Source organism: Streptomyces lavendofoliae (genome assembly GCF_014649735.1).
In the GTDB taxonomy this organism is placed as follows: domain Bacteria; phylum Actinomycetota; class Actinomycetes; order Streptomycetales; family Streptomycetaceae; genus Streptomyces; species Streptomyces lavendofoliae.
Genome location: NZ_BMTP01000004.1, coordinates 172,882 through 197,021, shown reverse-complemented (window position 1 = coordinate 197,021; position 24,140 = coordinate 172,882). Strand labels below are relative to the sequence as shown.

At 74.0% G+C, this 24,140-nt stretch carries 21 protein-coding genes and 2 pseudogenes; 14 read left to right on the top strand and 9 right to left on the bottom strand.

Going from position 1 to position 24,140, the window contains the following annotated elements:
• Positions 1–66: 66 nt before the first annotated feature.
• Positions 67–1,032 (bottom strand): EamA family transporter, encoded by a 966-nt coding sequence (locus IE109_RS09390; RefSeq protein WP_189550316.1) that lies wholly within the window; start codon positions 1,030–1,032, stop codon positions 67–69.
• 110 nt (positions 1,033–1,142) lie between these two features.
• Positions 1,143–4,106, bottom strand: a complete 2,964-nt coding sequence (locus IE109_RS09385) for an FAD-binding and (Fe-S)-binding domain-containing protein (protein ID WP_189550315.1) — start codon at positions 4,104–4,106, stop codon at positions 1,143–1,145.
• A gap of 201 nt (positions 4,107–4,307) precedes the next feature.
• Between IE109_RS09385 and IE109_RS09380 the strand changes: the two genes are divergently transcribed.
• The 8 genes from IE109_RS09380 to IE109_RS09345 all read left to right on the top strand — a co-directional run bounded on the left by IE109_RS09380 (position 4,308) and on the right by IE109_RS09345 (position 11,877).
• A complete protein-coding gene (locus IE109_RS09380) occupies positions 4,308–5,993 on the top strand; it encodes a sensor histidine kinase (protein WP_444545557.1) in 1,686 nt (561 codons plus the stop codon).
• Complete coding sequence (locus IE109_RS09375; RefSeq protein ID WP_189550313.1) at positions 5,990–6,397, top strand: roadblock/LC7 domain-containing protein; 408 nt, start codon at positions 5,990–5,992, stop codon at positions 6,395–6,397. Before IE109_RS09380 ends, IE109_RS09375 begins: the two co-directional genes overlap by 4 nt.
• The gene (locus tag IE109_RS09370) at positions 6,394–6,771 is read left to right on the top strand and encodes a DUF742 domain-containing protein (RefSeq protein WP_189550312.1); all 378 of its coding nucleotides are present in this window, start codon (positions 6,394–6,396) and stop codon (positions 6,769–6,771) included. The genes IE109_RS09375 and IE109_RS09370 overlap by 4 nt, the downstream gene beginning before the upstream one ends.
• The gene (locus tag IE109_RS09365; protein ID WP_189550311.1) at positions 6,752–7,351 is read left to right on the top strand and encodes a GTP-binding protein; all 600 of its coding nucleotides are present in this window, start codon (positions 6,752–6,754) and stop codon (positions 7,349–7,351) included. Before IE109_RS09370 ends, IE109_RS09365 begins: the two co-directional genes overlap by 20 nt.
• Entirely contained in the window at positions 7,348–8,565 is a 1,218-nt protein-coding gene (locus IE109_RS09360) for a cytochrome P450 (protein ID WP_189550310.1), read from the top strand. Before IE109_RS09365 ends, IE109_RS09360 begins: the two co-directional genes overlap by 4 nt.
• The gene (locus tag IE109_RS09355) at positions 8,562–9,812 is read left to right on the top strand and encodes a cytochrome P450 family protein (RefSeq protein ID WP_229890810.1); all 1,251 of its coding nucleotides are present in this window, start codon (positions 8,562–8,564) and stop codon (positions 9,810–9,812) included. The genes IE109_RS09360 and IE109_RS09355 overlap by 4 nt, the downstream gene beginning before the upstream one ends.
• 71 nt (positions 9,813–9,883) lie before the next feature.
• On the top strand, positions 9,884–11,002 hold the full coding sequence (gene serC / locus IE109_RS09350; RefSeq protein WP_189550309.1) for a phosphoserine transaminase: 1,119 nt from the start codon (positions 9,884–9,886) through the stop codon (positions 11,000–11,002).
• Positions 11,003–11,217: 215 nt separating this feature from the next.
• On the top strand, positions 11,218–11,877 hold the full coding sequence (locus IE109_RS09345) for a DUF4360 domain-containing protein (RefSeq protein ID WP_189550308.1): 660 nt from the start codon (positions 11,218–11,220) through the stop codon (positions 11,875–11,877).
• Between the two features lie 108 nt (positions 11,878–11,985).
• Here the strand turns inward: IE109_RS09345 and IE109_RS09340 are convergent, their stop codons facing one another.
• Together IE109_RS09340 and IE109_RS09335 are read right to left on the bottom strand one after the other, a co-directional pair.
• Entirely contained in the window at positions 11,986–12,819 is an 834-nt protein-coding gene (locus IE109_RS09340) for an ABC transporter permease (RefSeq protein WP_189550307.1), read from the bottom strand.
• Positions 12,816–13,787: an ATP-binding cassette domain-containing protein gene (locus IE109_RS09335; protein ID WP_189550306.1), complete on the bottom strand. Its 972-nt coding sequence runs from the start codon at positions 13,785–13,787 to the stop codon at positions 12,816–12,818. The genes IE109_RS09340 and IE109_RS09335 overlap by 4 nt, the downstream gene beginning before the upstream one ends.
• An 86-nt stretch (positions 13,788–13,873) precedes the next feature.
• Between IE109_RS09335 and IE109_RS09330 the strand changes: the two genes are divergently transcribed.
• A complete protein-coding gene (locus IE109_RS09330; protein WP_189550305.1) occupies positions 13,874–14,653 on the top strand; it encodes a TetR/AcrR family transcriptional regulator in 780 nt (259 codons plus the stop codon).
• A 98-nt stretch (positions 14,654–14,751) separates the two neighbouring features.
• Here IE109_RS09330 and IE109_RS09325 read toward each other — a convergent pair.
• Positions 14,752–15,254 (bottom strand): annotated as a pseudogene (locus IE109_RS09325) (PhzF family phenazine biosynthesis protein); the annotation flags it as partial.
• Here IE109_RS09325 and IE109_RS09320 point away from each other — a divergent pair.
• Positions 15,201–15,569: pseudogene (locus IE109_RS09320) on the top strand (LysR substrate-binding domain-containing protein); the annotation flags it as partial. The pseudogenes IE109_RS09325 and IE109_RS09320 overlap by 54 nt on opposite strands.
• A gap of 13 nt (positions 15,570–15,582) precedes the next feature.
• Here the strand turns inward: IE109_RS09320 and IE109_RS09315 are convergent.
• Positions 15,583–16,572: a WD40 repeat domain-containing protein gene (locus IE109_RS09315; RefSeq protein ID WP_189550304.1), complete on the bottom strand. Its 990-nt coding sequence runs from the start codon at positions 16,570–16,572 to the stop codon at positions 15,583–15,585.
• A gap of 59 nt (positions 16,573–16,631) precedes the next feature.
• On the opposite strand from IE109_RS09315, the gene IE109_RS09310 reads away from it, so the two are divergent.
• Positions 16,632–17,312 (top strand): GDSL-type esterase/lipase family protein, encoded by a 681-nt coding sequence (locus IE109_RS09310; protein WP_189550303.1) that lies wholly within the window; start codon positions 16,632–16,634, stop codon positions 17,310–17,312.
• Between the two features lie 95 nt (positions 17,313–17,407).
• Positions 17,408–17,647 (top strand): DUF397 domain-containing protein, encoded by a 240-nt coding sequence (locus tag IE109_RS09305; RefSeq protein WP_189550565.1) that lies wholly within the window; start codon positions 17,408–17,410, stop codon positions 17,645–17,647.
• On the opposite strand, the gene IE109_RS09300 is transcribed toward IE109_RS09305, so the two are convergent.
• Complete coding sequence (locus IE109_RS09300; RefSeq protein WP_189550302.1) at positions 17,591–18,760, bottom strand: alpha/beta hydrolase family protein; 1,170 nt, start codon at positions 18,758–18,760, stop codon at positions 17,591–17,593. The genes IE109_RS09305 and IE109_RS09300 overlap by 57 nt on opposite strands.
• A gap of 151 nt (positions 18,761–18,911) precedes the next feature.
• Positions 18,912–20,444 (bottom strand): phosphatidylinositol-specific phospholipase C domain-containing protein, encoded by a 1,533-nt coding sequence (locus tag IE109_RS09295; RefSeq protein WP_189550301.1) that lies wholly within the window; start codon positions 20,442–20,444, stop codon positions 18,912–18,914.
• 253 nt (positions 20,445–20,697) lie between these two features.
• Here IE109_RS09295 and IE109_RS09290 point away from each other — a divergent pair, with 253 nt between their 5' ends.
• Positions 20,698–23,070, top strand: a complete 2,373-nt coding sequence (locus tag IE109_RS09290) for an ATP-binding protein (RefSeq protein ID WP_189550564.1) — start codon at positions 20,698–20,700, stop codon at positions 23,068–23,070.
• 107 nt (positions 23,071–23,177) lie between these two features.
• On the top strand, positions 23,178–23,657 hold the full coding sequence (locus tag IE109_RS09285; protein ID WP_189550300.1) for a MarR family winged helix-turn-helix transcriptional regulator: 480 nt from the start codon (positions 23,178–23,180) through the stop codon (positions 23,655–23,657).
• Here the strand turns inward: IE109_RS09285 and IE109_RS09280 are convergent.
• Positions 23,644–24,099: a carboxymuconolactone decarboxylase family protein gene (locus tag IE109_RS09280; protein ID WP_373297678.1), complete on the bottom strand. Its 456-nt coding sequence runs from the start codon at positions 24,097–24,099 to the stop codon at positions 23,644–23,646. The genes IE109_RS09285 and IE109_RS09280 overlap by 14 nt on opposite strands.
• Between the last annotated feature and the right edge of the window lie 41 nt (positions 24,100–24,140).

Below are 24,140 nucleotides of genomic sequence, written 5' to 3'. Positions count from 1 at the left end.
CCGGGGCACGGCAGTGCGTGCCCCGGAGCATGGCAGCGCCCCGAGAAACAAGCAAGCATGCTTGCTTTACTTTTTGGCCACCTGCGACCGCACCGCGCCCATGCTCGCGGCGACGACCAGCGCGATCGCCAGGGCGTCCGTGACCGAAAGGGCCTGGCGCAGCACGAGGAAGCCGGCCGTCGCCGCGATGGCGGGCTCCAGGCTCATGAGGACGGCGAAGGTGGGCGCGGGCAGGCGGCGCAGCGCGAGCAGTTCGAGGGTGTACGGCAGGACGGACGACATCAGCGCGACCGCGAGGCCCAGCCCGATCGTCGACGGCACCAGCAGCCTGGTCCCCGCCTCGGCGAGGCCCAGCGGCAGGGTCAGCACCGCGCCGACGGCCATCGCCAGCGCCAGCCCGTCGGCCTGCGGGAACCGCCTCCCGGTGCGGGCGCTGAAGACGATGTACGCGGCCCACATCGCGCCCGCCGCGAGGGCGAACGCCGCACCGGCCGGATCGAGCCGGTCGAACCCGCCCCCGCTCAGCAGCAGCACACCGCCCAGCGCGAGGCCCGCCCACACGAGGTTCACCAGCCTGCGCGAGGCGACGACCGACAGGGCGAGCGGGCCGAGCACCTCCAGGGTGACGGCGGCGCCCAGCGGGATGCGGTCGGCGGCCTGGTAGAAGAGGACGTTCATGCCCGCCATCGCGGCGCCGAACGCCAGGACGGTCCCCCAGTCGGCCCGGCCGTACCCGCGCACCGCCGGACGGCACACCGCCAGCAGCACCACGGCGGCCAGGATGAGCCGGAGCGTGACCACCCCCAGCGCCCCGGCACGGGGCATGAGCAGCACGGCGATCGCCGACCCGAACTGCACGGACAGCCCGCCGGCCACCACCAGCGCCACCGGCCCGAGCGAGCGGCGGCCCTTCGGCGGGACCCCGCCCGGCCGCGCGGCGGCCTCCGGGTGCGCGGCGGCGGCCTCGGGCAGCGCGACGGAGGACACGTCTGCGGTACGGGTGGCGGCATCCGTACGGGCGGCGTCGTTCACACCGGGACCCTCACGACTTTCTCTTCGGACAGGTACTGCTTATTGGACTTGCAGTCCAACATACTGCACCGCCAGGGGCGGAACCGACCCTTCCACCGTACGGGCCGCCCTCAGGCCCCGGGCCGCTCCCCCGGACCGTCCGCCGGTCCCTCCCCCGGACCGTCCGCCGGTCCCTCCCCCGGAGCGTCCGCAGGCCGTCGCGCCGGACCGTCCGCCGGGCCTGCCGGGCGGCGCGCCGGCTCCCGCGCAAGTCCCTCCGCCAGCACCTCCGCCAGGTGCCTGGCCCGCGTCCCCGCCAGCTGGTCCAGCTGCGTACGGCAGGAGAAGCCGTCCGCGAGGACCTCGGCGCCGGGGCCGGCCGCGCGGACGGCGGGGAGCAGCTGGTCCTCCGCGCACGCCACGGACACGTCGTGGTGGCCGCGCGTGAAGCCGAAGTCGCCGGCCAGGCCGCAGCAGCCGCCGGCCAGGTCGCCGGTGAGCCCCGCGCGGGCGCGCAGGCGGCGGTCGGCGGCGTCGCCGAGGACGGCGTGCTGGTGGCAGTGGGTCTGGCCGGTGACCGGGCGGTCCAGGCGCGGGGGACGCCAGTCCGGGGCGTACTCCTCCAGCGCCTCGGCGAAGGTGCGTACGGAGGCGGCCAGGCGGTGGGCGCGGGGGTCGTCGGGGAGCAGCTCGGGCAGGTCGGTCCGCAGCGCGGCGGCGCAGCTCGGCTCCAGGACCACCAGGGGTGCGCCGAGGGCGGGCTCCATGGTGTCGAGGGTGCGGCGCAGCACGGCCCGGGCCCGGTCGAGCTGGCCGGTGGAGACGTAGGTGAGGCCGCAGCACACCTGCCCCGGCGGCAGCGCCGGGCGCAGCCCCGCCGCCTCCAGGACGGCGACCGCCGCGCGGCCCACGGACGGGCTCAGGTGCTCGGTGAACGTGTCGGGCCACAGGACCAGGTCCCCGGCCGCGCTCCCCCGCCGCCGGAACCAGCGGGTGAACGTCCGCGCCGCCTGCTCCGGGATGTCCCGCTCCGGCGCGATGCCCGCCGCCCGCTTGGCGAGGGCGGCGAGCGGGCGCACCCGGGCGGCGGCGTTGAGGACCCGGGCGAAGGGAGCCATGAGGCGCAGCCACTCCGGCAGGCGGCCCATCGCGTAGTGGGCGGCCGGGCGCCGCCGCCCCGCGTAGTGGTGGTGCAGGAACTCCGCCTTGTACGTGGCCATGTCGACCCCGGCCGGGCAGTCGCCGCGGCAGCCCTTGCACGACAGGCACAGGTCCAGCGCGTCCCGCACCTCGGGCGACCGCCAGCCGCCGGTCACCACCTCGCCGGCCAGCATCTCGTGCAGCAGCCGGGCCCGGCCGCGCGTGGAGTGCCGCTCCTCGCCCGTCGCCCGGAAGGACGGGCACATCACCGCCGGCCCCTGGCCCGGGCCCTCCACGCGGCACTTGGCTACCCCGACGCAGCGCCGTACGGCGGTGGCGAAGTCGCCGCCGTCGCGCGGGTAGCCGAAGGCGACGTCCACGCGTTCGCGCGGGAGGACGGCGAACCGGAGGTTCTCGTCGAGGCGGGCGGGACGGGCGAGCACGCCCGGGTTCATGCCGCCCGCCGGGTCCCACAGGTCCTTGAACCGGCCGAAGAGCGCGACCAGCTCCTCCCCGTACATCCTGGGCAGCAGTTCGGCGCGCGCCTGGCCGTCGCCGTGCTCGCCGGACAGCGAGCCGCCGTGGGCCACCACGAGGCCGGCGAGGTCCTCGGAGAACCGCCGGAAGCGCCGGACTCCGTCGGCGGTCACCAGGTCGAAGTCGATCCGGACGTGCACGCAGCCGTCGCCGAAATGGCCGTAGGGCGTGCCGTGCAGCCCATGGGCGGCGAGCAGGGCGCGGAAGTCGCGCAGGTACGCGCCCAGCCGGGCGGGCGGGACGGCGCAGTCCTCCCAGCCGGGCCACGCCTCCGCGCCCCCGGCGGTGCGGGTCGCGGTCCCGGCCGCGTCCTCGCGCACCCGCCACAGGGCGCGCCGGGCGCCCGGGTCGGTGACCACGGCGCCGTCCAAAGCGTCGGCGGCCCGGAGCAGGGCCCGCGCGCGGGCACGGGCCTCGGCGGGGGTCGCGCCGCCGGTCTCGGCGAAGAGCCAGGCGCCGCCGCGGGGCAGCACGGCGCGGGCGGCCGGGTCGCGCACCAGGTCCTCGGCCATGCCCTCGACGGTGAGCGGAGCGAGCGGGGGATCCCCCCGGCCGGGGGCCGGGGCGGGGCCGTACGGGAGGAGTCCGGGCGCCGCCTCGGCGGCAGCGCTCTCGTCGGCGTACCCGAGGACGGCGAGGGCGCGGGCGGGCGGGGACTCGACGAGCCGGACCGTCGCCTCGGTCAGCACGCCGAGGGTGCCCTCGCTGCCGCAGAAGGCGCGGGCGAGGTCGGTGCCGCGCTCGGGGAGGAGGGCGTCCAGGGCGTAGCCGGAGATGCGGCGCGGGAGGCCCGGCGGGAAGCCGGTGCGCAGGGCCGCCAGGTGGTCGCGGACCAGCCGGTCCAGCCCGTCCGGCGCGCCCTGGCCGCCGGGCCCCAGGCGCAGTTCGCCGCCGCCGTAGGTCACCACCGACAGGGTGCGCACGTTGTCGGCGGTGGTGCCCCACGCCACGGAGTGCGACCCGCACGCGTTGTTGCCGATCATGCCGCCCAGGGTGCAGCGGCTGTGCGTCGAGGGATCGGGCCCGAAGGTCAGTCCGTACGGGCGGGCCGCGTCGCGCAGCCGGTCCAGCACGACGCCGGGCTGCACCACGGCCGTCCGCGCCTCGGGGTCGATCGCGACGATGCCCCGCATGTGCCGGGTGAGGTCCAGCACGACGCCGGTGCCGGTCGCCTGCCCGGCGATGGAGGTGCCGGCGCCGCGCGGGACGACCGGGACGCCGTGCTCGCGGCACACGGCCAGCGCGGCGGCCACGTCCTCCGCGTCGCGGGGGGCCACGACGCCGTCGGGGACACGGCGGTAGTTGGACGCGTCCATGGTGTGCAGCGCGCGGGCCGCCGCGCCGAAGTCCACGTCGCCGCGCACGGCGTCCCGGAGCGCCCGCGCGACGGCCGCCGTCTCCCGTACCTGATCACCCATGGGGTCAGGATGCCCCCGCCGGGCGGTCGGGGTCCGGGTCCTCGCCGGACCCTTGAGAAGAAAAGCACACAGGAACTTCCCAAAGTGATCGTCAATTCTCTTATAGTGACCCGGAATTGTTCGGGAATTGACGGCTCCAGATGCCCCCACGCCCAGAGGACTGACGATTTGCGCCCCTCCTTCCGGCCGGCCGCGCCGACCCTGCTGATATCGGCGGCCGTCACCGGCCTCCTGTGCGCGGGAGCGGTGGCCGTCGCTCCCGACTCCGTGAGGACTCCGCTGGCCTGGGGCTCGGCCGTGGCCGCCGTGCTGCTGACCGCCGCGCTCACCATCGCCGCCCACGCCCTCGACACCGCGCGCCGGCTGCGCGAGCGGACGGCCGCGCTCACCGCCGAGGCCGCGCTCCGCGCCGCCGACACCGCCCGGACGCTGGCCGAGGCCCGCGCCGAGGCGGCCCGCACCAAGGCGGAAGCCGACCGCGCCGTGGCCGAGGCCCGCGCGGACGCGGCCCGCACCGCCGCCGAGGCCCGCGCCGGGGCCGGGCGCGCCGTCGCCGAGGCCCGCGCGGAGACGGACAAGGCCGTCGCCGAGGCCCGCGCCGACGCCGACCGCGCCGTCGCCGAGGCGCGCGACGAGGCCGACCGGGCCGTCGCGGAGGCCCGCGCCGCGGCGGACCGCGCCCGCGCGGAGGCCGGCCGCGCCCGCGCGGAGGCGGCGCGCAGCGAGACCAACCGGGCCGCCGCCGTGGCCGCCTGCGCCAACGCGGCCGGCCGCATGCAGGCGCTGGCCACGAGCATGCTCGCCGACCTCCGCGAGATGGAGCACCGGCACGCCGACGAGGACGTCCTCACCGACCTCCTCCACCTCGACCACCGCACCGCCCAGGCGGGCCGCCTCGCGGACTCCATCGCCGTCCTCACCGGCGCCCGCTCGGGCCGCCGCTGGGCGAAGCCGATCGTGGTCGAGTCCATCCTGCGCGGCGCCATGGGCCGCATCGGCGGGTACCAGCGCGTACGCCTCCACACCACCAGCGACGCCGCGATCGCCGGCCACGCCGCCGAGGGCGTCATGCACGCGCTGGCCGAACTCCTCGACAACGCGGCGAACTTCTCGCCGCCCACGGCCGAGGTGCACGTGTACGTCGAGGAGGTCCCCGCCGGTCTGGTGATCACCGTCGAGGACAGCGGCCTGGTCATGAGCGACGTCCAGCTGCGCCGCGCGGAGCGGGCCGTCGACCCCGCCGGGGGCACCGACCTGACCGGCCTGTCGGGCACGCGCCTGGGCCTGGCCGTGGTCGGACGCCTGGCCCGCAAGCACGGCCTGACCGTGTCCTTCCGCCCGTCGGCCCGCGGCGGCACCGGCGCGCTGATGATGATCCCGCACGAGCTGATCACCCGCACCCGTCACGCGGCCCTGCCCGCTCCGGCGTCCGCGCAGGCGTCCGCGCAGGCGCCCGCCCTGGCGCTCGCCCCGGCCGCCCCGTCCTCCCGGCCCGCCCTGACACCCGCTCCCCCCGCCGGGCGGCCGGAGCCCCTGCCGTCCCGGGCGCTCCGGCGGGGCCCGGGGGCCGACCGGCTCCAGGAACCCCGCACGGTCCACGAGCGCCCCGCCTCGCCCTTCGCCACCCCCGAAGCGGGCGCCGACGAATCCGGCACCCCCGCGGCCGGCGCCCCTGACGTCTCCGGCACCCCCGAAGACCCCGCGACGCGCTCGCCCGGCGGCCTCCCCAAGCGCCGCCGGGGCCAGACGCTCGCCGCCGCCCACCCCGACGGCGCCCCCACCACCCCGGCCGAGCCCACCGATCCCGCCTCGCGGGCCCGGTCGGCGTCCCGTTTCAGCAGCTTCCGCCAAGCGGTACGCACCACCACGGAAGGCACCCCCCGATGACCACCGGTACCACCACCGACGAGAAGCTCAACTGGCTGCTGGAGAACCTCCTCCAGCGCACCCCGGGCGCCCGGCACGCGCTCGTGCTGTCCCGGGACGGCCTCAAGCTGTGCCGTACGCCGGAGCTGTCCGTCGACCAGGCCGACCAGCTGGCCGCCATCGCGGCCGGCATCCAGAGCCTGTCCCACGGAGCGTCGATGGAGTTCGGTGACGGCACCGGCGGCGTGCGGTCCGCGATGGCCGAGTTCTACGGCGGCGTCCTGCTCATCGTCGAGGCCGGTGAGGGCGCGCACCTGGCGGTGGTCGCCGCCGAGGACTCCGACGTCGGCCTGGTCGGGCACAACATGAGCGAACTCGTCGAGCAGCTGGGCGAGCACCTGCACGCCGAGCCCCGTACACCGTGACCCCGGGCAGCCACAGGGACGAGTCCCCGGACCGGCTGTACACCCTCACCGGTGGCCGCACCCGCTCCGCACCGGACGCGCCGTTCGACCTGGTGACCCTGGTGGTGGCGGAGTCGGACCCGGCTCCCGGCATGCAGTCCGAGCACGCCGCGATCCTCCGGATGTGCCGCAGCCCCGCGGCGGTCGTCGAGGTGGCGGCCGAACTCGCCCTGCCCGTCGGCATCGTGCGCATCCTGCTCGCCGACCTGCTCGGCACGGGCCGCATCAGCGCCCGCCCCCCCCGTACGAGCGGGCCGGCCGACCCGTCCGGCTCGTACAGCCTCCCCGACCCCGACATCCTGGAGCAGGTGCTCGTTGGACTCCGCAATCTCTGAACGGACACCGCTCACCAGCACCGCCGACAACGGTCTGAAGATCGTCATCGTCGGCGGTTTCGGTGTCGGCAAGACCACCCTCGTCCGCTCGGTCAGCGAGATCCGTCCCCTCAACACCGAGGAGACGATGACCCGCGCGGGCGAGGCCGTCGACGACGTCGCCCAGATCCACACCAAGACGTCCACGACCGTCGCCTTCGACTTCGGCCGCATCACGCTCGACGCGCACAACGTCCTGTACCTCTTCGGCGCCCCCGGCCAGGAGCGCTTCTGGTTCCTGTGGGACCGCCTCTTCTCCGGCACCCTCGGCGCGGTCGTCCTCGTCGACACGCGCCGACTGGCCGACTCCTGGTACGCGATCGACCGCCTGGAGCACCACGGCATGCCGTTCATCGTCGCCTGCAACGACTTCGGCGGCCCGGCCCACACCGAGCGGGAGATCCGCGAGGCGCTCGACCTCGCCGACCACGTACCGCTGGTCGAGTGCGACGCCCGCGACCGCTCGTCCGGCAAGTACGTGCTGATCACCCTCGTCACCCACCTCCAACGCCTGCACGCCCTCCGGGAGACCAGAACATGACCGCCCCCGTGCCCCTGTCCGGGCCCCGGTTCCAGACCGAACCCGCCCAGCTGTACCGGGAGATGCGACGCGAGCACGGAGCCGTCGCCCCGGTCCTCCTCGACGGCGGCGTCCCCGCGTGGCTGGTGCTCGACTACCGCGAACTGCACCAGGTCACCGGCGACCCGGTGCTCTTCAGCCGGGACTCCGACCTGTGGAACCAGTGGGACCGCATCCCCGACGACTGGCCGCTGCTGCCGATGATCGGCCGCAAGCAGCCGTCGATTCTCTACACCGTCGGCGAACGCCACCGGCTGCGCGCCGGGATGATCGCGACCGCCCTCGAATCGGTCGACCCCTTCACCCTGCGCCGGTACGCCGAGGGGTTCGCGGACGGGCTCGTCGACGCGTTCTGCGGCAAGGGCGAGGCGGACCTGATCGGCCAGTACGCCATGCTGCTGCCGGTCCGCGTGCTGGTGAAGATCTACGGCGTGCCCGACGAGCAGGGACCCGGCCTGGTCACCGCGCTCAACGACATGATCGACGGCCGGGAGCGGGCGCTGGACGGCCAGCGCCACCTGGCCGAGGCGATCCTCGGCCTGCTCACCGCCAAGCAGGCCGACCCCGGCGACGACGTGGCGTCCCGCATGCTGGCCGACCCGTCCGGGTTCACGCTCGAGGAGATGGCGCAGGACCTGATGGTCATGATGGCCGCCGGGCACCAGCCGACGGCCGACTGGATCGGCAACTCGCTGCGCCTGATGCTCACCGACGACCGCTTCGCGGCCTCCCTGTCCGGCGGCCGGCACTCCGTCGCCGAGGCGATGAACGAGGTGCTGTGGGCGGACACCCCCACCCAGAACGTGGCCGGCCGGTGGGCGTCGCGCGACACCCACCTGGGCGGGCGGCACATCAAGGGCGGCGACCTGCTCCTGCTGGGCCTGGCCGCCGCCAACGCCGACCCGCAGGTCCATATCGACAACGCGGCCCTGACCGGCGGCAACAGCGCCCACTTCTCCTTCGGGCACGGCGAACACCGCTGCCCGTTCCCCGCCCAGGAGATCGCCGAGGTCATCGCCCGTACCGGCATCGAGGTCCTGCTGGACCGGCTGCCCGACCTGGACCTGGCGACCGGGGCCGCCGCGCTGACCAGGCGCCCGTCGCCCTGGCTGCGCGGGCTGACCGACCTGCCCGTGACCTTCACCCCGACCCCCGCCCTCGGAGGCACCCCGTGATCCCCGCGACCGAAGCGGCCGGAACGGCCGAGCCCATCCCCCTCGACCCCTTCGTCACCGACCTCGACGGCGAGAGCGCGGCACTGCGGGCGGCCGGGCCGCTCGCCCGGGTGCTGCTGCCCGGCGGGGTGCCGGTGTGGGCGGTCACGCGTCACGCGGAGGCGCGCGCGCTGCTCACCGACAAGCGGCTCGTCAAGGACATCGAGGTGTGGGGCGCCTGGCGGCGCGGCGAGATACCGGGGGACTGGCCGCTGATCGGCCTGGCCAACCCCGGCCGGTCGATGCTGACCGTGGACGGCGAGGACCACCGCCGGATGCGGGCGCTGGTTTCGCAGGCGCTCACGCCGCGCCGGGTGGAGCTGATGCGCGGGCGGATCACCGAGCTGACGGACGGCCTGCTGGACGGGCTCGCCGCGCACGGCCCGGACGACACCGTCGACCTGAAGGCCGCGTTCGCGTACCCCCTGCCGATGTATGTGATCAGCGACCTGATGGGCATCGACCCGGCGGACCACCCGCGCCTGAAGGTGCTGTTCGACAGGTTCTTCTCCACCCAGACGCCGCCCGAGGAGGTCGTGGCCACCCTCGGGGAGCTGGCGGGGATGATGGGCAAGGTGGTGGCCGCCCGCCGTGCGAACCCGGGCGACGACCTGACCAGCGCGCTGATCGCCGCGTCCGAGGACGGCGACCACCTCACCGACGAGGAGATCGTCTCCACCCTTCAGCTGATGGTGGCGGCCGGGCACGAGACGACGATCTCGCTGATCGTCAACGCCGTCGTCAACCTGGCCTCCCACCCGGAGCAGCTCACCCTCGTCCGCTCCGGCGAGGTGGGCTGGGACGCGGTGGTCGAGGAGACCCTCCGCTACTCCACGCCCACCTCCCACGTGCTGATCCGGTTCGCGACCGAGGACGTGCGGGTCGGCGACCGGACCCTGCCCGCCGGGGACGCGCTGATCGTGTCGTACGGGGCGATCGGCCGCGACGAGGAGCAACACGGCCCGACGGCCGGGGTGTTCGACATCACGCGCTCGCCCAACCGGCACATCTCCTTCGGCCACGGGCCGCACGTCTGTCCCGGGGCGGCGCTGTCGCGGCTGGAGGCGGGGGTGGCCCTGCCGGCGCTCTACGCCCGCTTCCCCGGCCTCACGCTCGCGGTACCCGCCTCCGAGCTGCGCCACAAACCGGTCGTCACGCAGAACGACCTGTACGAACTGCCCGTCCGGCTGGGTCCGGCCCGGCGCTGAACTTGCCATTTCGTGTCTCATCGGACGGACAGGGTCTTCGGTCCCGTCCCCGAGCGGCTAGGCTCCGACGCGTGGCTGAGATCCGGATTCCCGCTGACATGAAGCCCGCCGACGGCCGTTTCGGCGCGGGCCCCTCCAAGGTGCGTACGGAGGCGCTGGACGCCCTGGCCGCCACCGGCACCTCCCTCCTGGGCACGTCCCACCGCCAGGCTCCGGTCAAGAACCTGGTCGGCGAGGTCCGCGCCGGTGTGCGCGACCTGTTCTCCCTCCCCGAGGGCTACGAGGTGGTCCTCGGCAACGGCGGCTCCACCGCCTTCTGGGACATCGCGACCCACGGGCTGATCGAGAACAAGTCGCAGCACCTGACCTTCGGCGAGTTCTCGTCCAAGTTCGCCAAGGCGGCGAAGCTGGCCCCGTGGCTGGCCGAGCCGACCGTCATCTCCTCCGACCCCGGTACGCACCCGGAGCCGGCGGCCGAGGCGGGCGTCGACGTGTACGCGTACACGCACAACGAGACCTCCACCGGTGTCGCCGCGCCCATCCGGCGCGTCGAGGGCGCCGACGAGGGCGCGCTGGTCCTGGTGGACGCGACCTCCGGCGCGGGCGGCCTGCCGGTCGACATCACCGAGTCGGACGTCTACTACTTCGCGCCGCAGAAGTCGTTCGCCTCCGAGGGCGGCCTGTGGATCGGCGTGTTCTCCCCGGCGGCGCTGGAGCGGGCCGCCCGGGTCCACGCGTCGGGCCGGCACATCCCGGAGTTCTTCTCCCTGCCGACCGCGATCGACAACTCGCTGAAGAACCAGACGTACAACACCCCGGCCCTCTCGACGCTGTTCCTGCTGAACGAGCAGCTGAAGTGGATCAACGGCCAGGGCGGTCTGGACTGGTCGGTGCGCCGCACCGCGACCTCCGCGCGCACGCTGTACGGCTGGGCCGAGGAGTCCAAGTACGCGGCGCCGTTCGTCACCGACCCGGCGAAGCGCTCGCAGGTCATCGGCACCATCGACTTCTCGGACGACATCGACGCGGCGGCGGTCGCCAAGGTGCTGCGCGCCAACGGCATCGTCGACACCGAGCCCTACCGCAAGCTGGGCCGCAACCAGCTGCGGATCGCGATGTTCCCGGCGATCGACCCGGCGGACGTCGAGGCGCTGACGGCGTGCGTCGACCACGTCATCGAGAAGCTGTAACCGGTCCTCCCGGTACGCGTACGAGGACGAGAAGGGCCCCGTTCCCACCGTGGGACGGGGCCCTTCCGCATGCGGCCGATAACCGCCCTATCGGGCGCCCCCGCCGGTCCCTACCATCCGTAGCACTCCGGAGGCACCGCCACCGGATGTGGTTGACATGTGCACAACATCCACGGTTGGACCCCCCACTTCGACCGGCAACCGAGCGGAGACCCATGTCCAGAAGACCCCGAGCCCTGCTCGCCGGCGCGGCCCTCTCCACGGCCCTCGCGGCGACCGCCCTCACCCCGGCCCCGGCGGCGGCGGGCATCGTCGCCCCGCCCGACAAGATCGTCATCGAGATCGCGACCGTCAACGGCTCGGGCTGCCCCCAGGGCACGGCCGCCGTCGCCGTGGCCCCGGACAACACGGCCTTCACCGTGACGTACAGCGAGTACCTGGCCCAGGTGGGCGTGGGCGCCAAGCCCACCGACTTCCGCAAGAACTGCCAGCTCAACCTGATCGTTCACGTCCCGGGCGGCTTCACCTACGCCGTCGCGAGCGCCGACTACCGCGGCTACGCCAAGCTGGAACCGGGCGCCACCGCCGTGCAGAAGGCGTCCTACTACTTCCAGGGCTCACCCGACACGGCCCAGAAGAGCCACCCGTACAGGGGCCCTTACGACAACAACTGGCAGGCCACCGACCAGACGGACTGGGGCCAGCTGGTCTGGGCGCCCTGCGGCGCCAAGCGCAACTTCAACATCAACACCGAGCTGCGGGTGAGCGCGGGCACCTCGGACCCGGCGAGGACCAACAGCTTCATCGCCATGGACTCCACGGACGGGGACATCAAGACGGTCTACCGCCTGGCCTGGACGGAGTGCCCGAAGTAGGCCCTCCCGGTGACCGGGTGGGCCCGCACCCCCTCCGCGGGCCCACCCTCCGCCGGGTACCATCGGCCGCCCTCGCCGTGGACGACCGGCCGCGCTCTCCGCCGCGTACTACCGGCTCAGCCGCTGGAAGCGCCGTACCGCGAGCGGCAGGAAGACCGCCGTGATCACCACGGGCCACACCACCGCCATCAGCAGGGCGTGCTGCTCGACCCAGCTCCCGCCCCCGGCGCCGGGGTTGCCGAACAGCTCGCGGGTCGCCGCCGCCGTGGACGAGATCGGGTTCCAGGCGGCGACGGTGCCCAGCCAGTCGGGCATCGTGCCCGGCTGGACGAACACGCTGGAGATCATGGTCAGCGGGAAGGCGACCGCGAACAGCCCGCCCGCCGCCTCCGGGTCCGGGACCAGCAGCCCGAGCCAGATGCCGACCCAGGTCAGGCAGTAGCGGAGCAGGAGCAGCAGGCCGAAGGCCGCCACGGTGCCGAGGAAGCCCCCGTCCGAGCGCCAGCCCATCACGAACGCGGTCCCCGCGAGGATGGCCAGCTCGGCGCAGGCGATGATCACGTCGGTGACGCCCCGCCCGGTGACCACCGCGGAGGGGGCCATCGGCATGGAGCGGAAGCGGTCGATGACGCCCTTGTTGGCGTCGGTGACCACGGCGGTCGCGGTGTTGATGAACCCGAAGGCCATCGTCATCACGAACATGCCAGGCATCAGGAAGTCCCGGTAGGCGTCCGCCCCGCCGCCGCCCGGCGGCTTCATCGCGCCGCCGAAGACGTACCCGTAGAGCAGCACCGACAGGATCGGGAAGCCGAGCTGCCAGGCGATGTAGACGGGCTTGCCCCGGTAGTGGGTGAGCGTCCGGCGCACCACGTTCCAGCAGTCGGCGAGCGCCCAGTAGGCCCGTCCGCGCCCGGCGGGGGGCTCCAGCGAGGTGGTGGTCATGCGGCCGCTCCTTCCTTGTTCGCCTCGTCGGCCGCGTGGCCGGTCAGGCGCAGGAACACGTCGTCGAGGCTCGGTCTGCGCAGTCCGATGTCCTCGACCTGCACCCCCTCGTCCTGGAGGGTCCTGGCGACCTCGGTGAGTGCCACGACCCGGTCGGCGACCGGTGCGTGGACGCGCCGCTCCTGCTCGTCCACGTGCGGCTCGCCGTGGCACACCCGGGCGACGGTCTTGGCCACGCGCGGCAGGTCGGCGGGGGCGGCGGCGACGACCTCGATGCGGTCGCCGCCGACCCGGTCCTTCAGCGCCTCGGGGGTGTCGTCGGCGATGGCGCGGCCCCGGTCGATGACGGTGACCCGGGAGGCCAGCTTGTCGGCCTCCTCCAGGTACTGCGTGGTCAGCAGGACCGTCGTCCCGCCCGCCACCAGGTCCCGCACCGCGTCCCACACCTCGCCGCGTCCGCGCGGGTCCAGACCGGTCGTCGGCTCGTCCAGGAACAGCACGCGGGGCGCGAGGATCATCGAGGCGGCCAGGTCCAGGCGGCGCCGCATGCCGCCGCTGTACCCCTCGACGCCCTTGTCGGCGGCCTCCGTCAGCCCGAACCGCTCCAGCAGCTCGGCGGCGCGCGAGCGGGCCCGGCGCCCGCCGAGGTGGAACAGCCGGCCGAACATCTCCAGGTTCTGCCGGCCGGTCAGGATCTCGTCCACGGCCGCGTACTGGCCGGTGAGGCCGATCAGGGCCCGCACGCGGCGGGGGTCGCGGGCCACATCGACCCCGGCGACCTCGGCGCGGCCGCCGTCGAAGCGGCGCAGCGTGGCCAGCACACGGACGGCGGTGGTCTTGCCCGCCCCGTTGGGGCCGAGGAGGCCGTGGACCGTGCCGGGCCGCACGGCGAGGTCGAATCCGTCCAGTGCCCGCTTCTCCCCGTACCGCTTCTCCAGGCCCTCGGCCCGTACCGCCCAGTCGTCCATGACGCCCTCCCACTACAACTGAGTACACCGTACCCAAGTGAGCGTACAGCGTACTCAGTTTTCGTCCAGTGATTTACGCTGGCCCCATGACCAGGGACAGCACGACGGCGACGAGCGGGAGCGGCGACATCATCCGCAGCCTGGAACTGCTCTGGGGCACCGGCGAACCCCCCTCCCGGGGCCCCAAGCGCGGCCTGACCGTGGACCGGATCGTCACCGCCGCCGTGGCGGTCGCCGACGCGGAGGGCCTGGACGCCGTCTCGATGCGGCGGCTCTCCGCCGACCTGGGCGTCGGCACGATGTCGCTCTACCGGTACGTCCCCGGCAAGGCGGAGCTGCTGGACCTGATGCTCGACCGTGTACGGGGCCTGATGCTCGACCTCCAGCCGGCCGAGCCCTGCGACTGGCACGCCGCCGTCGACGCGCTGGCCCGCGCCGAACTGGACCTCTACCGCCGCCACCCCTGGCTGCTCAAGGTCAACCAGACCCGCACGGTCCTCGGCCCCAGCGCCCTGCGCGGCCTGGAACTCGCCCTGACGGGCCTGAAGGGCATGGGCCTCACCGATCCGGAACTCATCTCCGTGATCATCGCCGTCCAGAGCTTCGTCACCGGGATCGTGCGCATGGAGGCAGAGACGGTCGAGGCGGCCAAGGAGACCGGAGTGAGCGACGAGGAGTTCTGGACCCGGCAGGAGCCCTTTCTCGTCCGCGCCATGGACACCGGCGACTACCCCATGATGGCGGCGCTCTCCCCGGACGCCTTCTCCTCCGAGTTCGACCACTTCGAGTTCGGCCTGCGGGCCCTGATGGGCGGCTTCGAGGCGATGGTGGCGGAAGCCGCCGGGCGGAAGCCCGCCGAGCGGTGACCGGCCGGGGCGGTGACCGGCCGGGGCGGTGACCGGCCCGTCCAGGCGACCGGCCCGTCCAGGCGATCGGCCCGTCCGGGCGACCGGCCCGTCCAGGCGATCGGCACTGCCCGTCCCGTCACCCGCGTGCGCTCGTCCTGCGGGGACACCTCGATCAGCAGGTCGCTCGGGCGGCCCATGTCCTCGCCCTGGCGGATCGCGATCGTCGCGGGCCGGTCCACCAGGCCCAGCGTGCGGAGGTAGCCGCCGAGCGCGGCGGCGGCCGCTCCGGTGGCCGGGTCCTCCACGACGCCGCCGACGGGGAAGGGGTTGCGGGCGTGGAACCGCTCCGGCGACTCCCGCCGCACCAGGTTCACCGTCGTCCACCCGTGCTCCCGCATCACCGCGGCCAGGGCGTCGAAGTCGTAGTCCAGGTCGGCCAGGCGCCCCGTGACCCGGCGGCCAGCACCAGGTGGTCGTTGCCGCCGAAGGCCACATGCGGCGGAAGCTCCGGGTCCAGGTCGGCGGCGGACCAGCCCAGAGCGGCGAGGGTGGCGTCCAGCTCGGCGCTCCCGGCAGGCCTGCTGCGGGTCGGGACGCTGGTGAGCGTGGCCAGCAGGGCTGCTCCTACAGCGACGAGCTGGAGGCCCGGCTGCTCGCGGTGCCCGGCGTCCGGCCGCGGCTGACCCTGTTCGGCAGCGTGGACGCGGCGCGCGGCTGTGTGGCCGCCGGCCTCGGGCTGACCCTGCTGCCGCTCACGACGGTGGAGGACCAGCTCCGGCAGGGGCGGCTGGCCCGGGTGCCGGGGCCGGGGTTCGCCGACGTGCCCGTCCGTCTGGCCCGGCACGGCAAGCGGTGGGTCTCCCCCGCCGCCCGGGCGTTCACCCGGGAGGTGGTGCGGCACTTCTCCGGCTGGACGGCCGCGCCGGGGACGTGACCCCATGCCGCCCTCACCCCCGGCGCCGCGCCCGCCGCCACAGCAGGACCAGCGCGGCGGCGCCCGCCAGCACCAGCGCGCCCACCGTGGCGTTGCCGTCGCCACCGTCACCGCCTCCGCCCGGCGTCCCCGGCGTAACGCCGCTCGCGCCCGGGGCGGGGGAACCGCTGCCGCTCGGCGCGGGCCGCGCGCCCTCCACGGGCACCCGGACGACCTCGCTGCCGGTGCCCTCCGAGCCGTACATCAGCGCCGAGCCGTCCACGGTGTACGTCACCGACTCCGACTGCCGCTGGATCGGCGCGTTCAGCCGCTTCTCGGCACCGAGCCGCCCGTCCTTCCACGCGTATGCCCGCGCACTGAAGTACCCGCGCAGCACCAGCTCGTCGCCGTCCGGCGAGAACGCCCCGTCCGTGACCCACGGCACCTCGCCGATCCGCCGGAAGACGTTCGGGCCGCCCGCGCTCAGCCGGGCGGGACCCTCGTACAGACCTCCGCCGTCCTCGTGCTTGGACGCGATGTAGACCCGCCCGGTCGTGGGGTGCACCATCAACGCCTCGGCGTTCCGCGGCCCGTCGGCGTACCTCACCGTGAACTGGGTGGCGTCCACGGCCTGGTCGCGCAACCGCTTCGGCTCGGGGAAGCGGTAGATCCACACGTGGTCCCAGGAGCCGTCCAGGTTGTCGCCGATGTCCCCCACGTACACCGCGCCGTCCGGGCCGACCGAGACGGCCTCCATGTCGCGCGGGGTGCCGATCCCCCGGAGGGTGATCGTGGCGACCGTCTCACCGGTCCGGGAGTCCACCGCGAACACGCGTGGCCCGTCCTGGTCGTTGTGCGTCCAGTAGACGCCCGGGTGCGCGCGACTCGCCGCGAGACCGCTCGACTCGGTGATCCGGGTGTCCTCGACGGTGAACCGGTCGTCCTCACCTTCGGCCATGGCGGGGGCGGCGGACAGCACCACCGCGGCGAGGGCCGCACCCAGGGTCGTACGCAACGAACGCATGCCCCCAGTGTCCATGGTCACATCGCGCACCCCGGCCGGGGTCGGCGATGATGGCCCCCATGCGTTTCATGTTCGTCGGCGACTCCATGACCATCGGACGCGCCGGCGACTACACCTGGCGCTACCGGATGTGGCAGCACCTGGAGGCGACCCTCGCCGCCCCGTACGAGATCGTCGGCCCGCGCACGGAGCTGTACGAGGCCGCCGCCGACGGCCCCGTCTCGCACGCGTACGCCGACCCGGCCTTCCCGGCGAGCGCCCGCAGGCACCTCTCCGGCTGGGGCGAGGGCTGGCTGCACATGGCACCGCTGATAGGCGACGCGGTCGCCGAGTCGAAGGCGGACGTCCTGCTGGTGTCCCTGGGCCTGATAGACCTCGGCTTCTACACCAACAGCACCCAGACGTCCGGGAACGTCCACGCCTTCGTCGCGGCGGCCCGGGCCGCGAACCCGCACGTGCGGGCCGTCCTGCTCCCCGTGATCCCCAACGTCCGCGCCCAGTACGACGCCCCCTTCGCCGCCGAGTGCGCCCGCTTCAACGAGCTGCTCGCCAAGGCCGTGGCCGACCTCGACGCGCCGGGCTCCCCACTGCTCCTCGCCTCGGTGCCGGAGGCGTACGACATCGCCACCGACACCTACGACGGCACGCACCCCGGCCCCTCCGGCGAGCACAAGCTCGCCGCCGCCTTCGCGACGGCGATGCACCAGGCGTGGGGGCTGGGCGGGCCGTACGCCCCGTAGTCGGAGCCGGTCGTGGCCGGACCGCCCTCACCGCACCGCGCGGCCGACCGTCTCGTGCAACAGGCCCGGACAGGTGATGCCGGGCGACCGGCAGAATCACGCCGGGTCGGACGGCCCTTTCATCCTGCTCGAGACGGCGCAGAGACGAAGCCGGCTCGTCCACGTCGAGGGCCGGGGCGGCGCTCGCGTCGAGATCGCCCTCCACCCCCCACACCGTCCACGTCCGTGACTCCGAGGACGTGACCCGCCCCGCCCTCGCCCTCTCCCCCTCCGCCTGGTCAGCCTTCCTTGTGGAAGACCACCTCCGGGTGCTGGGCGGTCGGGCCGTCCAGTAGCTTCCGGTCGACACCCTTCAGGTGCAGGTCAAAGAAGGCCGTCACGTACGCGCGCGTGATCTCCTGCGACCGCTTGCCCTTGAGGGGCTCCTCCGGGCGCAGCAGGCCGAGCTGGTCACCGAGGACGGGCACGTCGGTGAAGGTGAAGTGCTCCGCGCCGGTGACGTTGATCCAGCGCTTCCAGCCGTCCAGGAGCGGCCAGTCACGCACCCAGGAGCGGTCGTCGTCACCCGTGCCCAGCATCATGAACGGGCGCCCGCCCAGGCCGTCCGCGGGGACCGGCTCCATGAAGGAGCCGTCCATATTGGCCCCGGCGCGGACGCGCTGGTCACTCGCCATGGTCGTCGCGGCGGAGGCGCCGCCGATGGAGTGGCCGGCCATGCCGATCCGCTCGCGGTCGATCACGCGGGCGTGCCGCCAGGCGGGACGCTTGTCGGCGAGGAGCCGGTCGAGGAGGAAGGACACGTCCTTCGCCCGGCCCTGGGGCACGACCCCGTACCCGCCCGGCTTGATCTTGTCGCAGGCGACGCAGGTGAGGAGCCGCCCGCCGGGGAAGGCGGTGCCGACCGACTCGAAGGCGTGGTCGACGGCGGCGACGACGTACCCCTGGCTCGCCAGCTCCTCGGCGAGCAGGGTCAGGGTGGAGCGGTTGACGGTGAACCCGGGTGACAGCACCACGAGCGGGAACCTCCCGCGTACGGGGGCGGCGGCCGGACGGGCGTGGGTGCGGGTGCCGCTGAGCGTCGCGGCGGACACCGCGTCGGTCAGTTCACGGTCGTCGATGAAGGCCTGCGCCTCGCCCTTGGTCATGTACGGGGCCGTCCGGCCGCCGCCGGGCCGGGCCGGGTAGTACATCGACACCATCAGTTCGCGCGCCTGGGCCTCCGGCACCCAGGGGTCGGGGCGGCCGCGGTCGACCAGGTGCAGGGTGTCTCGTCCGACCGCGTACGCGCCGGTCGGAACCGGCAGTTGGAGGCGTACGCGGGTGCTTTCGGCGGCTTCGGCGGCCGGGGCCACCGGTGTGGCCGGGACGGCGGAGGCGACGCCCGTACCGAGCAGCGCGAGGGACAGACCGAGCAGTGCGGCGGCAGCGCCGCGGGGCAGTCGATTCATACCGCCGAGGCTAGGCAGCGGGCCCCCGCCGGGTCGTCCGTCCACGGCCTGAACGGGGTCCGCCCCCAGGGCTACGGCCATCTACGACCGGGGGCCGACGCATTCCGCGCGGCCCCCGGCCGGGTGATCACCCATGTGCGGGGGGGGGGCGTCACAGTTTCGGGCATGCCGCCTGCGTGACCTTGCCGGCCTTGGCCGCACTCGTCGGGATGTCCAGCGTCAGGCACTTCCCCGTCCACTGGTTCACGAAGTAGTAGGCGGGCGGCCCGCCTTGCTGCTTCGCCGGGACGACGTTCCACAACTGGCTGCCCGAGAACCACCGGGTCTCGCAGGGCCACCAGAACAACTGGGTGTCGTTGCCGGGCGGCGTGCCGTTGTTGTAGGGCACGGTGAGGCAGGTACCGTTCCCGGCCTTGATCCAGTGGAAGCCCTTCCCGTCGTAGCCCGTCGGCGGGGTGGCGGTCCACTGGTGGCTGCTGGGCGCCGGGTTGGCACAGTTGCGCTGGGTGACCAGGCCGCCCTGGCCGTCCTCGAACTCGTCACCGCGCACCATGCACCGGTTGGTGGCGATCGTGCTGACGTACTGCTTGCCGGGGCTGACGGTCCAGAGCGCCTGGTGCGGGTCGATGATGACGGTGTTGCGGTTCAGGTCGTCGACCACCGACAGCGGGGTGACACCGGGAGTGTCGCTGTGCTGGTGGAAGTTGACGGCGATGAAGTTCGGGTCACGCTTGGCGACGGGCCGGCAGTCCCTGTCGATACGGTTCTTGAGGCTCTGCCCGTTGTCGCCGAAGGACTTGCTCTCCGGGTTGAGCACACTGGAGTCGAACTGATTCATGGTGAACAGCGGGGTCAGGTTGGTCCCCGGCATCTTCGGGAGGCCCAGGCTGTTGCCGTTCCGCGACGCGCATCCACTCGGCCTGTCGCCGCCGTAGTCGTAGGTCGTCTCGACCGTGCGGTTCCAGGTGTACATGAGGCGCCCGTATTCGACTCCCGCGTCCTTGGTCGACTGGACGGGTACGTCGAAGTCCCACTTGTCCTGGAAGATGACCAGGCGCTCGTTGCGGGCGACCATGTTGCGCACGCGCGGCCAGTTGCTCTTGTCGATGTTGAAGCCCTGTTCCGAAGGCTGGAACAGCAGATCGGTCGCGTTCTTCTCTTCCAGCACCTGGGCGATGGCCTTGGTCAGCGTCTCCTGGCTCGCGTAGTTCTCCAGGAAGATGGTCACGACCTCCTGCGGGTTCTTCTTCAGGAAGTCCACGACCCGTGCGAACTCTGCCTTGAAAAGGCCGTAGCAGGCGATGGAGGAGTGACAGAGCATCACCCCCCTCACCGGTTCCGGATGGCCCTGCACCTTGTCGTAGGTGTCGAACATCAAGCCGCGCACCCCGTCGTCGAGCTGCTCGGCGACGCTGCGCGACTGGTTCCGCGGCGGGAGTGCACCGACGTAGGCGTAGGAGTTGTGCGTCGTCAGCCATGACCACTGGTCCAGCCGGGCATCGCCGTACTTGCTCCCCGCGGCCGCCGCGGCGGTCGTCGGGGCGGGCAGCATCGCGGCCAGGAACAGCAGCGAGAGGACCGGAAGGGCCAGGAGGCGCAGCAGACGGTTCCGGTGGACAGGTCCCGGGCGATGCACCGGACCCCGGGCGTCGGCCGTCATGGCGCGGGCGCTTCTTGTACGCATGTCGTGTTCCGTGTTCCCCACGTGAAGGCGGTCGCCGGGGCGCGGATGGAAGCGCTCCGGCGACCGGTGGTCGGTGTCGGTGGTCGGGGCACGCGAAGTGGTCGGTCGGCCGGCGCCCCGGGTCACCCCAAGCCAACACGGGTGGATATGGGGCGGACCATGCGGTTCCACCGGCAGAATTACCGTCTTGCATACTTCTGCCGGTGGGTTCGACCGCCTGCCGGACGTCACCGACCCCGGGGGGTACACAGTCATGGGCACCGGCACACCGGCCGAGGCCGGGTTCGGCGGGCGGCTGCGCGCGCTGCGCACGGCCGCCGGCCTCAGCCAGGAGGCACTGGCGCACGCCGCGGGGGTGAGCGTCCGGGCGCTGTCGGACCTGGAGCGCGGCCGGTCCCGGGGGCCGCAGCGCCGCACCGTGGAGGCGCTGGCCGCCGCGCTGGGGCTGGATGCGGCGGGCGCACGGGAGTTGGAGCGGGCCGCCGGCCCCGGCCGCCCGAGACCCCGCTCCGCGCCGGCCGCCCCGCACGGCGCCCGGACCACCGGCACGGACACCGGGCCGGCCCCGTTACACACGCTCGCGCTCCCCCGCGACCTGCACGACTTCACCGCCCGCGCTCCCGCCCTGGCCCGGCTGCGGGCGCTGGCCGAACGGCTCGACCCCGCCCACCCGCCGGTCGCCGTGATCTCCGGGCAGCCGGGTCTGGGCAAGACCGCCTTCGCCGTGCACGCCGCGCACGCCCTCGCGCCGTACTTCCCCGACGGGCAGTTCGCCGTCGACCTTCGCGGCATGGACCCGCGGCCGACCCCTCCGCGCGACGCCTGCGCCCGGCTGCTGCACGCCCTCGGGGTCGCCGCCGGGAGCGTCCCGGCCGGCACCGACGACCGCTGTGGCCTGCTGCGTTCCTTGCTCCGTGACCGGCGTGCGCTCATCCTCCTCGACAACGCCGCCGACGAGGCCCAGGTCCGTCCCCTGCTGCCCGGCCACGGCCCGTCGCTCACCCTGGTCACCAGCCGCAACAGCCTGGCCGGCCTCGAATCGGTGCACCGCGCCGACCTGGCGCTTCTGCGCCGCGAGGAAGCGGTGGAACTACTCGGCCGCATCATCGGCCCGGAGCGGGTCCGGGAGGAGGCCCAGGCGGCCCGCGACCTGGCGCACCTGTGCGGCCACCTGCCCCTGGCCGTACGGATCGCCGGGCAGCGCCTGGCCTCCAGGCCCGCCGAACGCATCGGCAAGCTCGTCACCCAGCTCGCGGCGTACGAGAGCCGCCTGGACGGACTGGAGGCGGGCTCGCTCCGGGTCCGGACCGCTTTCGCCCTCTCGTACCGGCAACTGGACCCGCCGGCCCGCACCGTGTTCCGCCGTGCCTCGCTCGCCGCCGGCCCCGACTTCAGCCCCCGGACCGCGGCGCTGCTCGCCGGGCTGCCGGTCCGCCGGGCGGCGCGGTGCCTGGACGCCCTCACCGGCGCCGGGCTGCTCCAGCCCCACCCGACCGCCGACCGGTACCGCTTCCACGACCTCCTCGCGCTGTTCGCCGCCGAACAGCTGGCGGAGGAGGACGATCCCGCCGACATCGCCGCCGCGGAGGACCGGACCGCCGGATGGATGCTCCGCCGGGCCACCGCCGCCGCACTGCGCTTCGACGCCGACCACCGGGGCACGTCCGGCGACGATCCCGACCCGGCCACCGCGCCCCGCGACAACGAGGAGGCCCACGGCTGGCTGGAGGCCGAGCGGGCCCAGTGGCTCGCCGCGCTGGGCCGGGTGCAGGCGGCCGGACGCCACCAGGAGGTCATCGACGCGGCCGAGGCGATGCACTGGTTCTCCGACCGCACCCTGCACTGGGAACTGTGGGCGGAGGTCTTCCGGCGTGCCGTCGACTCCGCCCGCGCTCTGGGCAGCAGGCGCGACGAGGCGGTCCACCTCAACTACCTGGCCTGGGCCTACAACCAGTGCGTCCACGACCCGGCCGCCGCCCTCCCGACGGCGGAAGCCGCCCTCGACGTGGCGCGTGAGGTGGGGGACCAGCTCCAGGTCGGCTGGGCCCTGGGCTATGCGGCAGGAGCACTGACCCGCCTCGGACGGACCGACGAAGCCATCACCCGGCTCCAGGAGTCCGCCGCCCACCTGGCCGGCCAGAGCTGCGCGCAGAGCCGCCTCGCCGAACTCAGCGCCCTCAACGCGCTCGGCCAGCAACTGCGCCAGGTCGGCCGCGCCGCCGAAGCCCTGGTCATCCACCGGCGCAGCGAGGCCATCTGCCGGGCCGGCATACCGGGGAAGCCGGAGGAGCTGATCGGTCTCTACCTGGCCTCGACCCGCCAGCACATCGGCAACGACCTGGTGGCCCTGCACCGGTGGAGCGAGGCGGAGGGCCCCCTGCGCTACGCGCTGGCGCACTTCGAGGCGGCGCGGATGCCCGCCTGGAGCGAGCCGTCCCGGCTGGACCTCGGGATCGCCCTGCGCCACCTCGCCCGGCACGTGGAGGCGCGCGAGACACTGACCGCCGCGCGCGAGGGTCTGGTCCGCCTGAACAACCCCCGCCAACTGGAGGCCGCCGCCGAACTCCGCGCCCTGGACGGCGACATGGCTTCCGGCCGGGCCCCGGGTCACGCGGGGAGCCGGTAGCGCCACAGCCGGGCCGGCGTCTCACCCCCACGTCCGCGTGGGGCGGTTCGCGAAGGTCTCACCAGGACGTTGACCTCAATCGCGGTGGAGGTTCTACGGTCGGTCCCATGACGACGACACCGACCGTTCCCGCGCCCGCCGACCCCGCCGCCCCCGACGCCGAACTCGCCTCCCAGCCGATCGGCTACTGGAGCGGCGTCGTGCACAAGGCCGTCATCACCCACATCCGCGACGCCATGGCCCGCGTCGACGTCACCCAGCCCATGTGGTGGACCCTCAACCGGGTCGACGCCGGCGGCCACGTCACCCGAGAGGTGGTCGTGGCCGGGCTCGCCGACGTGACGGACACCCCGCACGACGCCTCCCGCGCGGTCGACCACCTGCTGCACCGGGGCTGGCTGCGCACCGGCGACGACGAGCGCCTGCACCTCACCGACGAGGGCCGCGCCGCCAAGGCCCGCGTCAAGGAGCTGGTCACCGGTATCCGCGCGCGGATCCACGCCGGCATCACCGACGACGAGTACGTCGCCGCGCTGAAGGTGCTGCGCCGCATGGCCGACAACGTCGCGCCGGTTAGGCCCGCGTGAGGCGGTTGGCGAAGGTCGACATGGTGTACGCGCCGATGCCCATGACGACCTCCAGGGCGTTGCGTTCCGTGTAGCCGTGGGCGAGGAAGGCGGCGAGGTCCTCGTCGGCGACCTCGCCGGTCGTGGCGTACACGGTGTCGACGAATCGCCGTACCGCGTCGAGGCGTTCGTCGGGCAGTGGGGTGCCGTCGCGGAGGGCGGTGACGACGGCGGGGGCCGCGCCGAGGGCGCGGAGCTTGCGGGTGTGGAGGTCGACGCACACCTGGCAGCCGTTGCGTGTGGCGACCGTCATGATCACCGTCTCGCGGGAGACGGGGTCCAGGGTGGTGCGGTCGAACATGGCCGTGAGGGTCATGAAGCCCTCCAGAAGTTCCGGTGAGGCCGCCATGCGCGCGACGGCCGGCGGCACATGGCCGCCCATGCGGTGGGCGACGGCCTCCATGACCGGGCGGGCGGCGGGCGGGGCGGTCTCCAGGGTGTGGT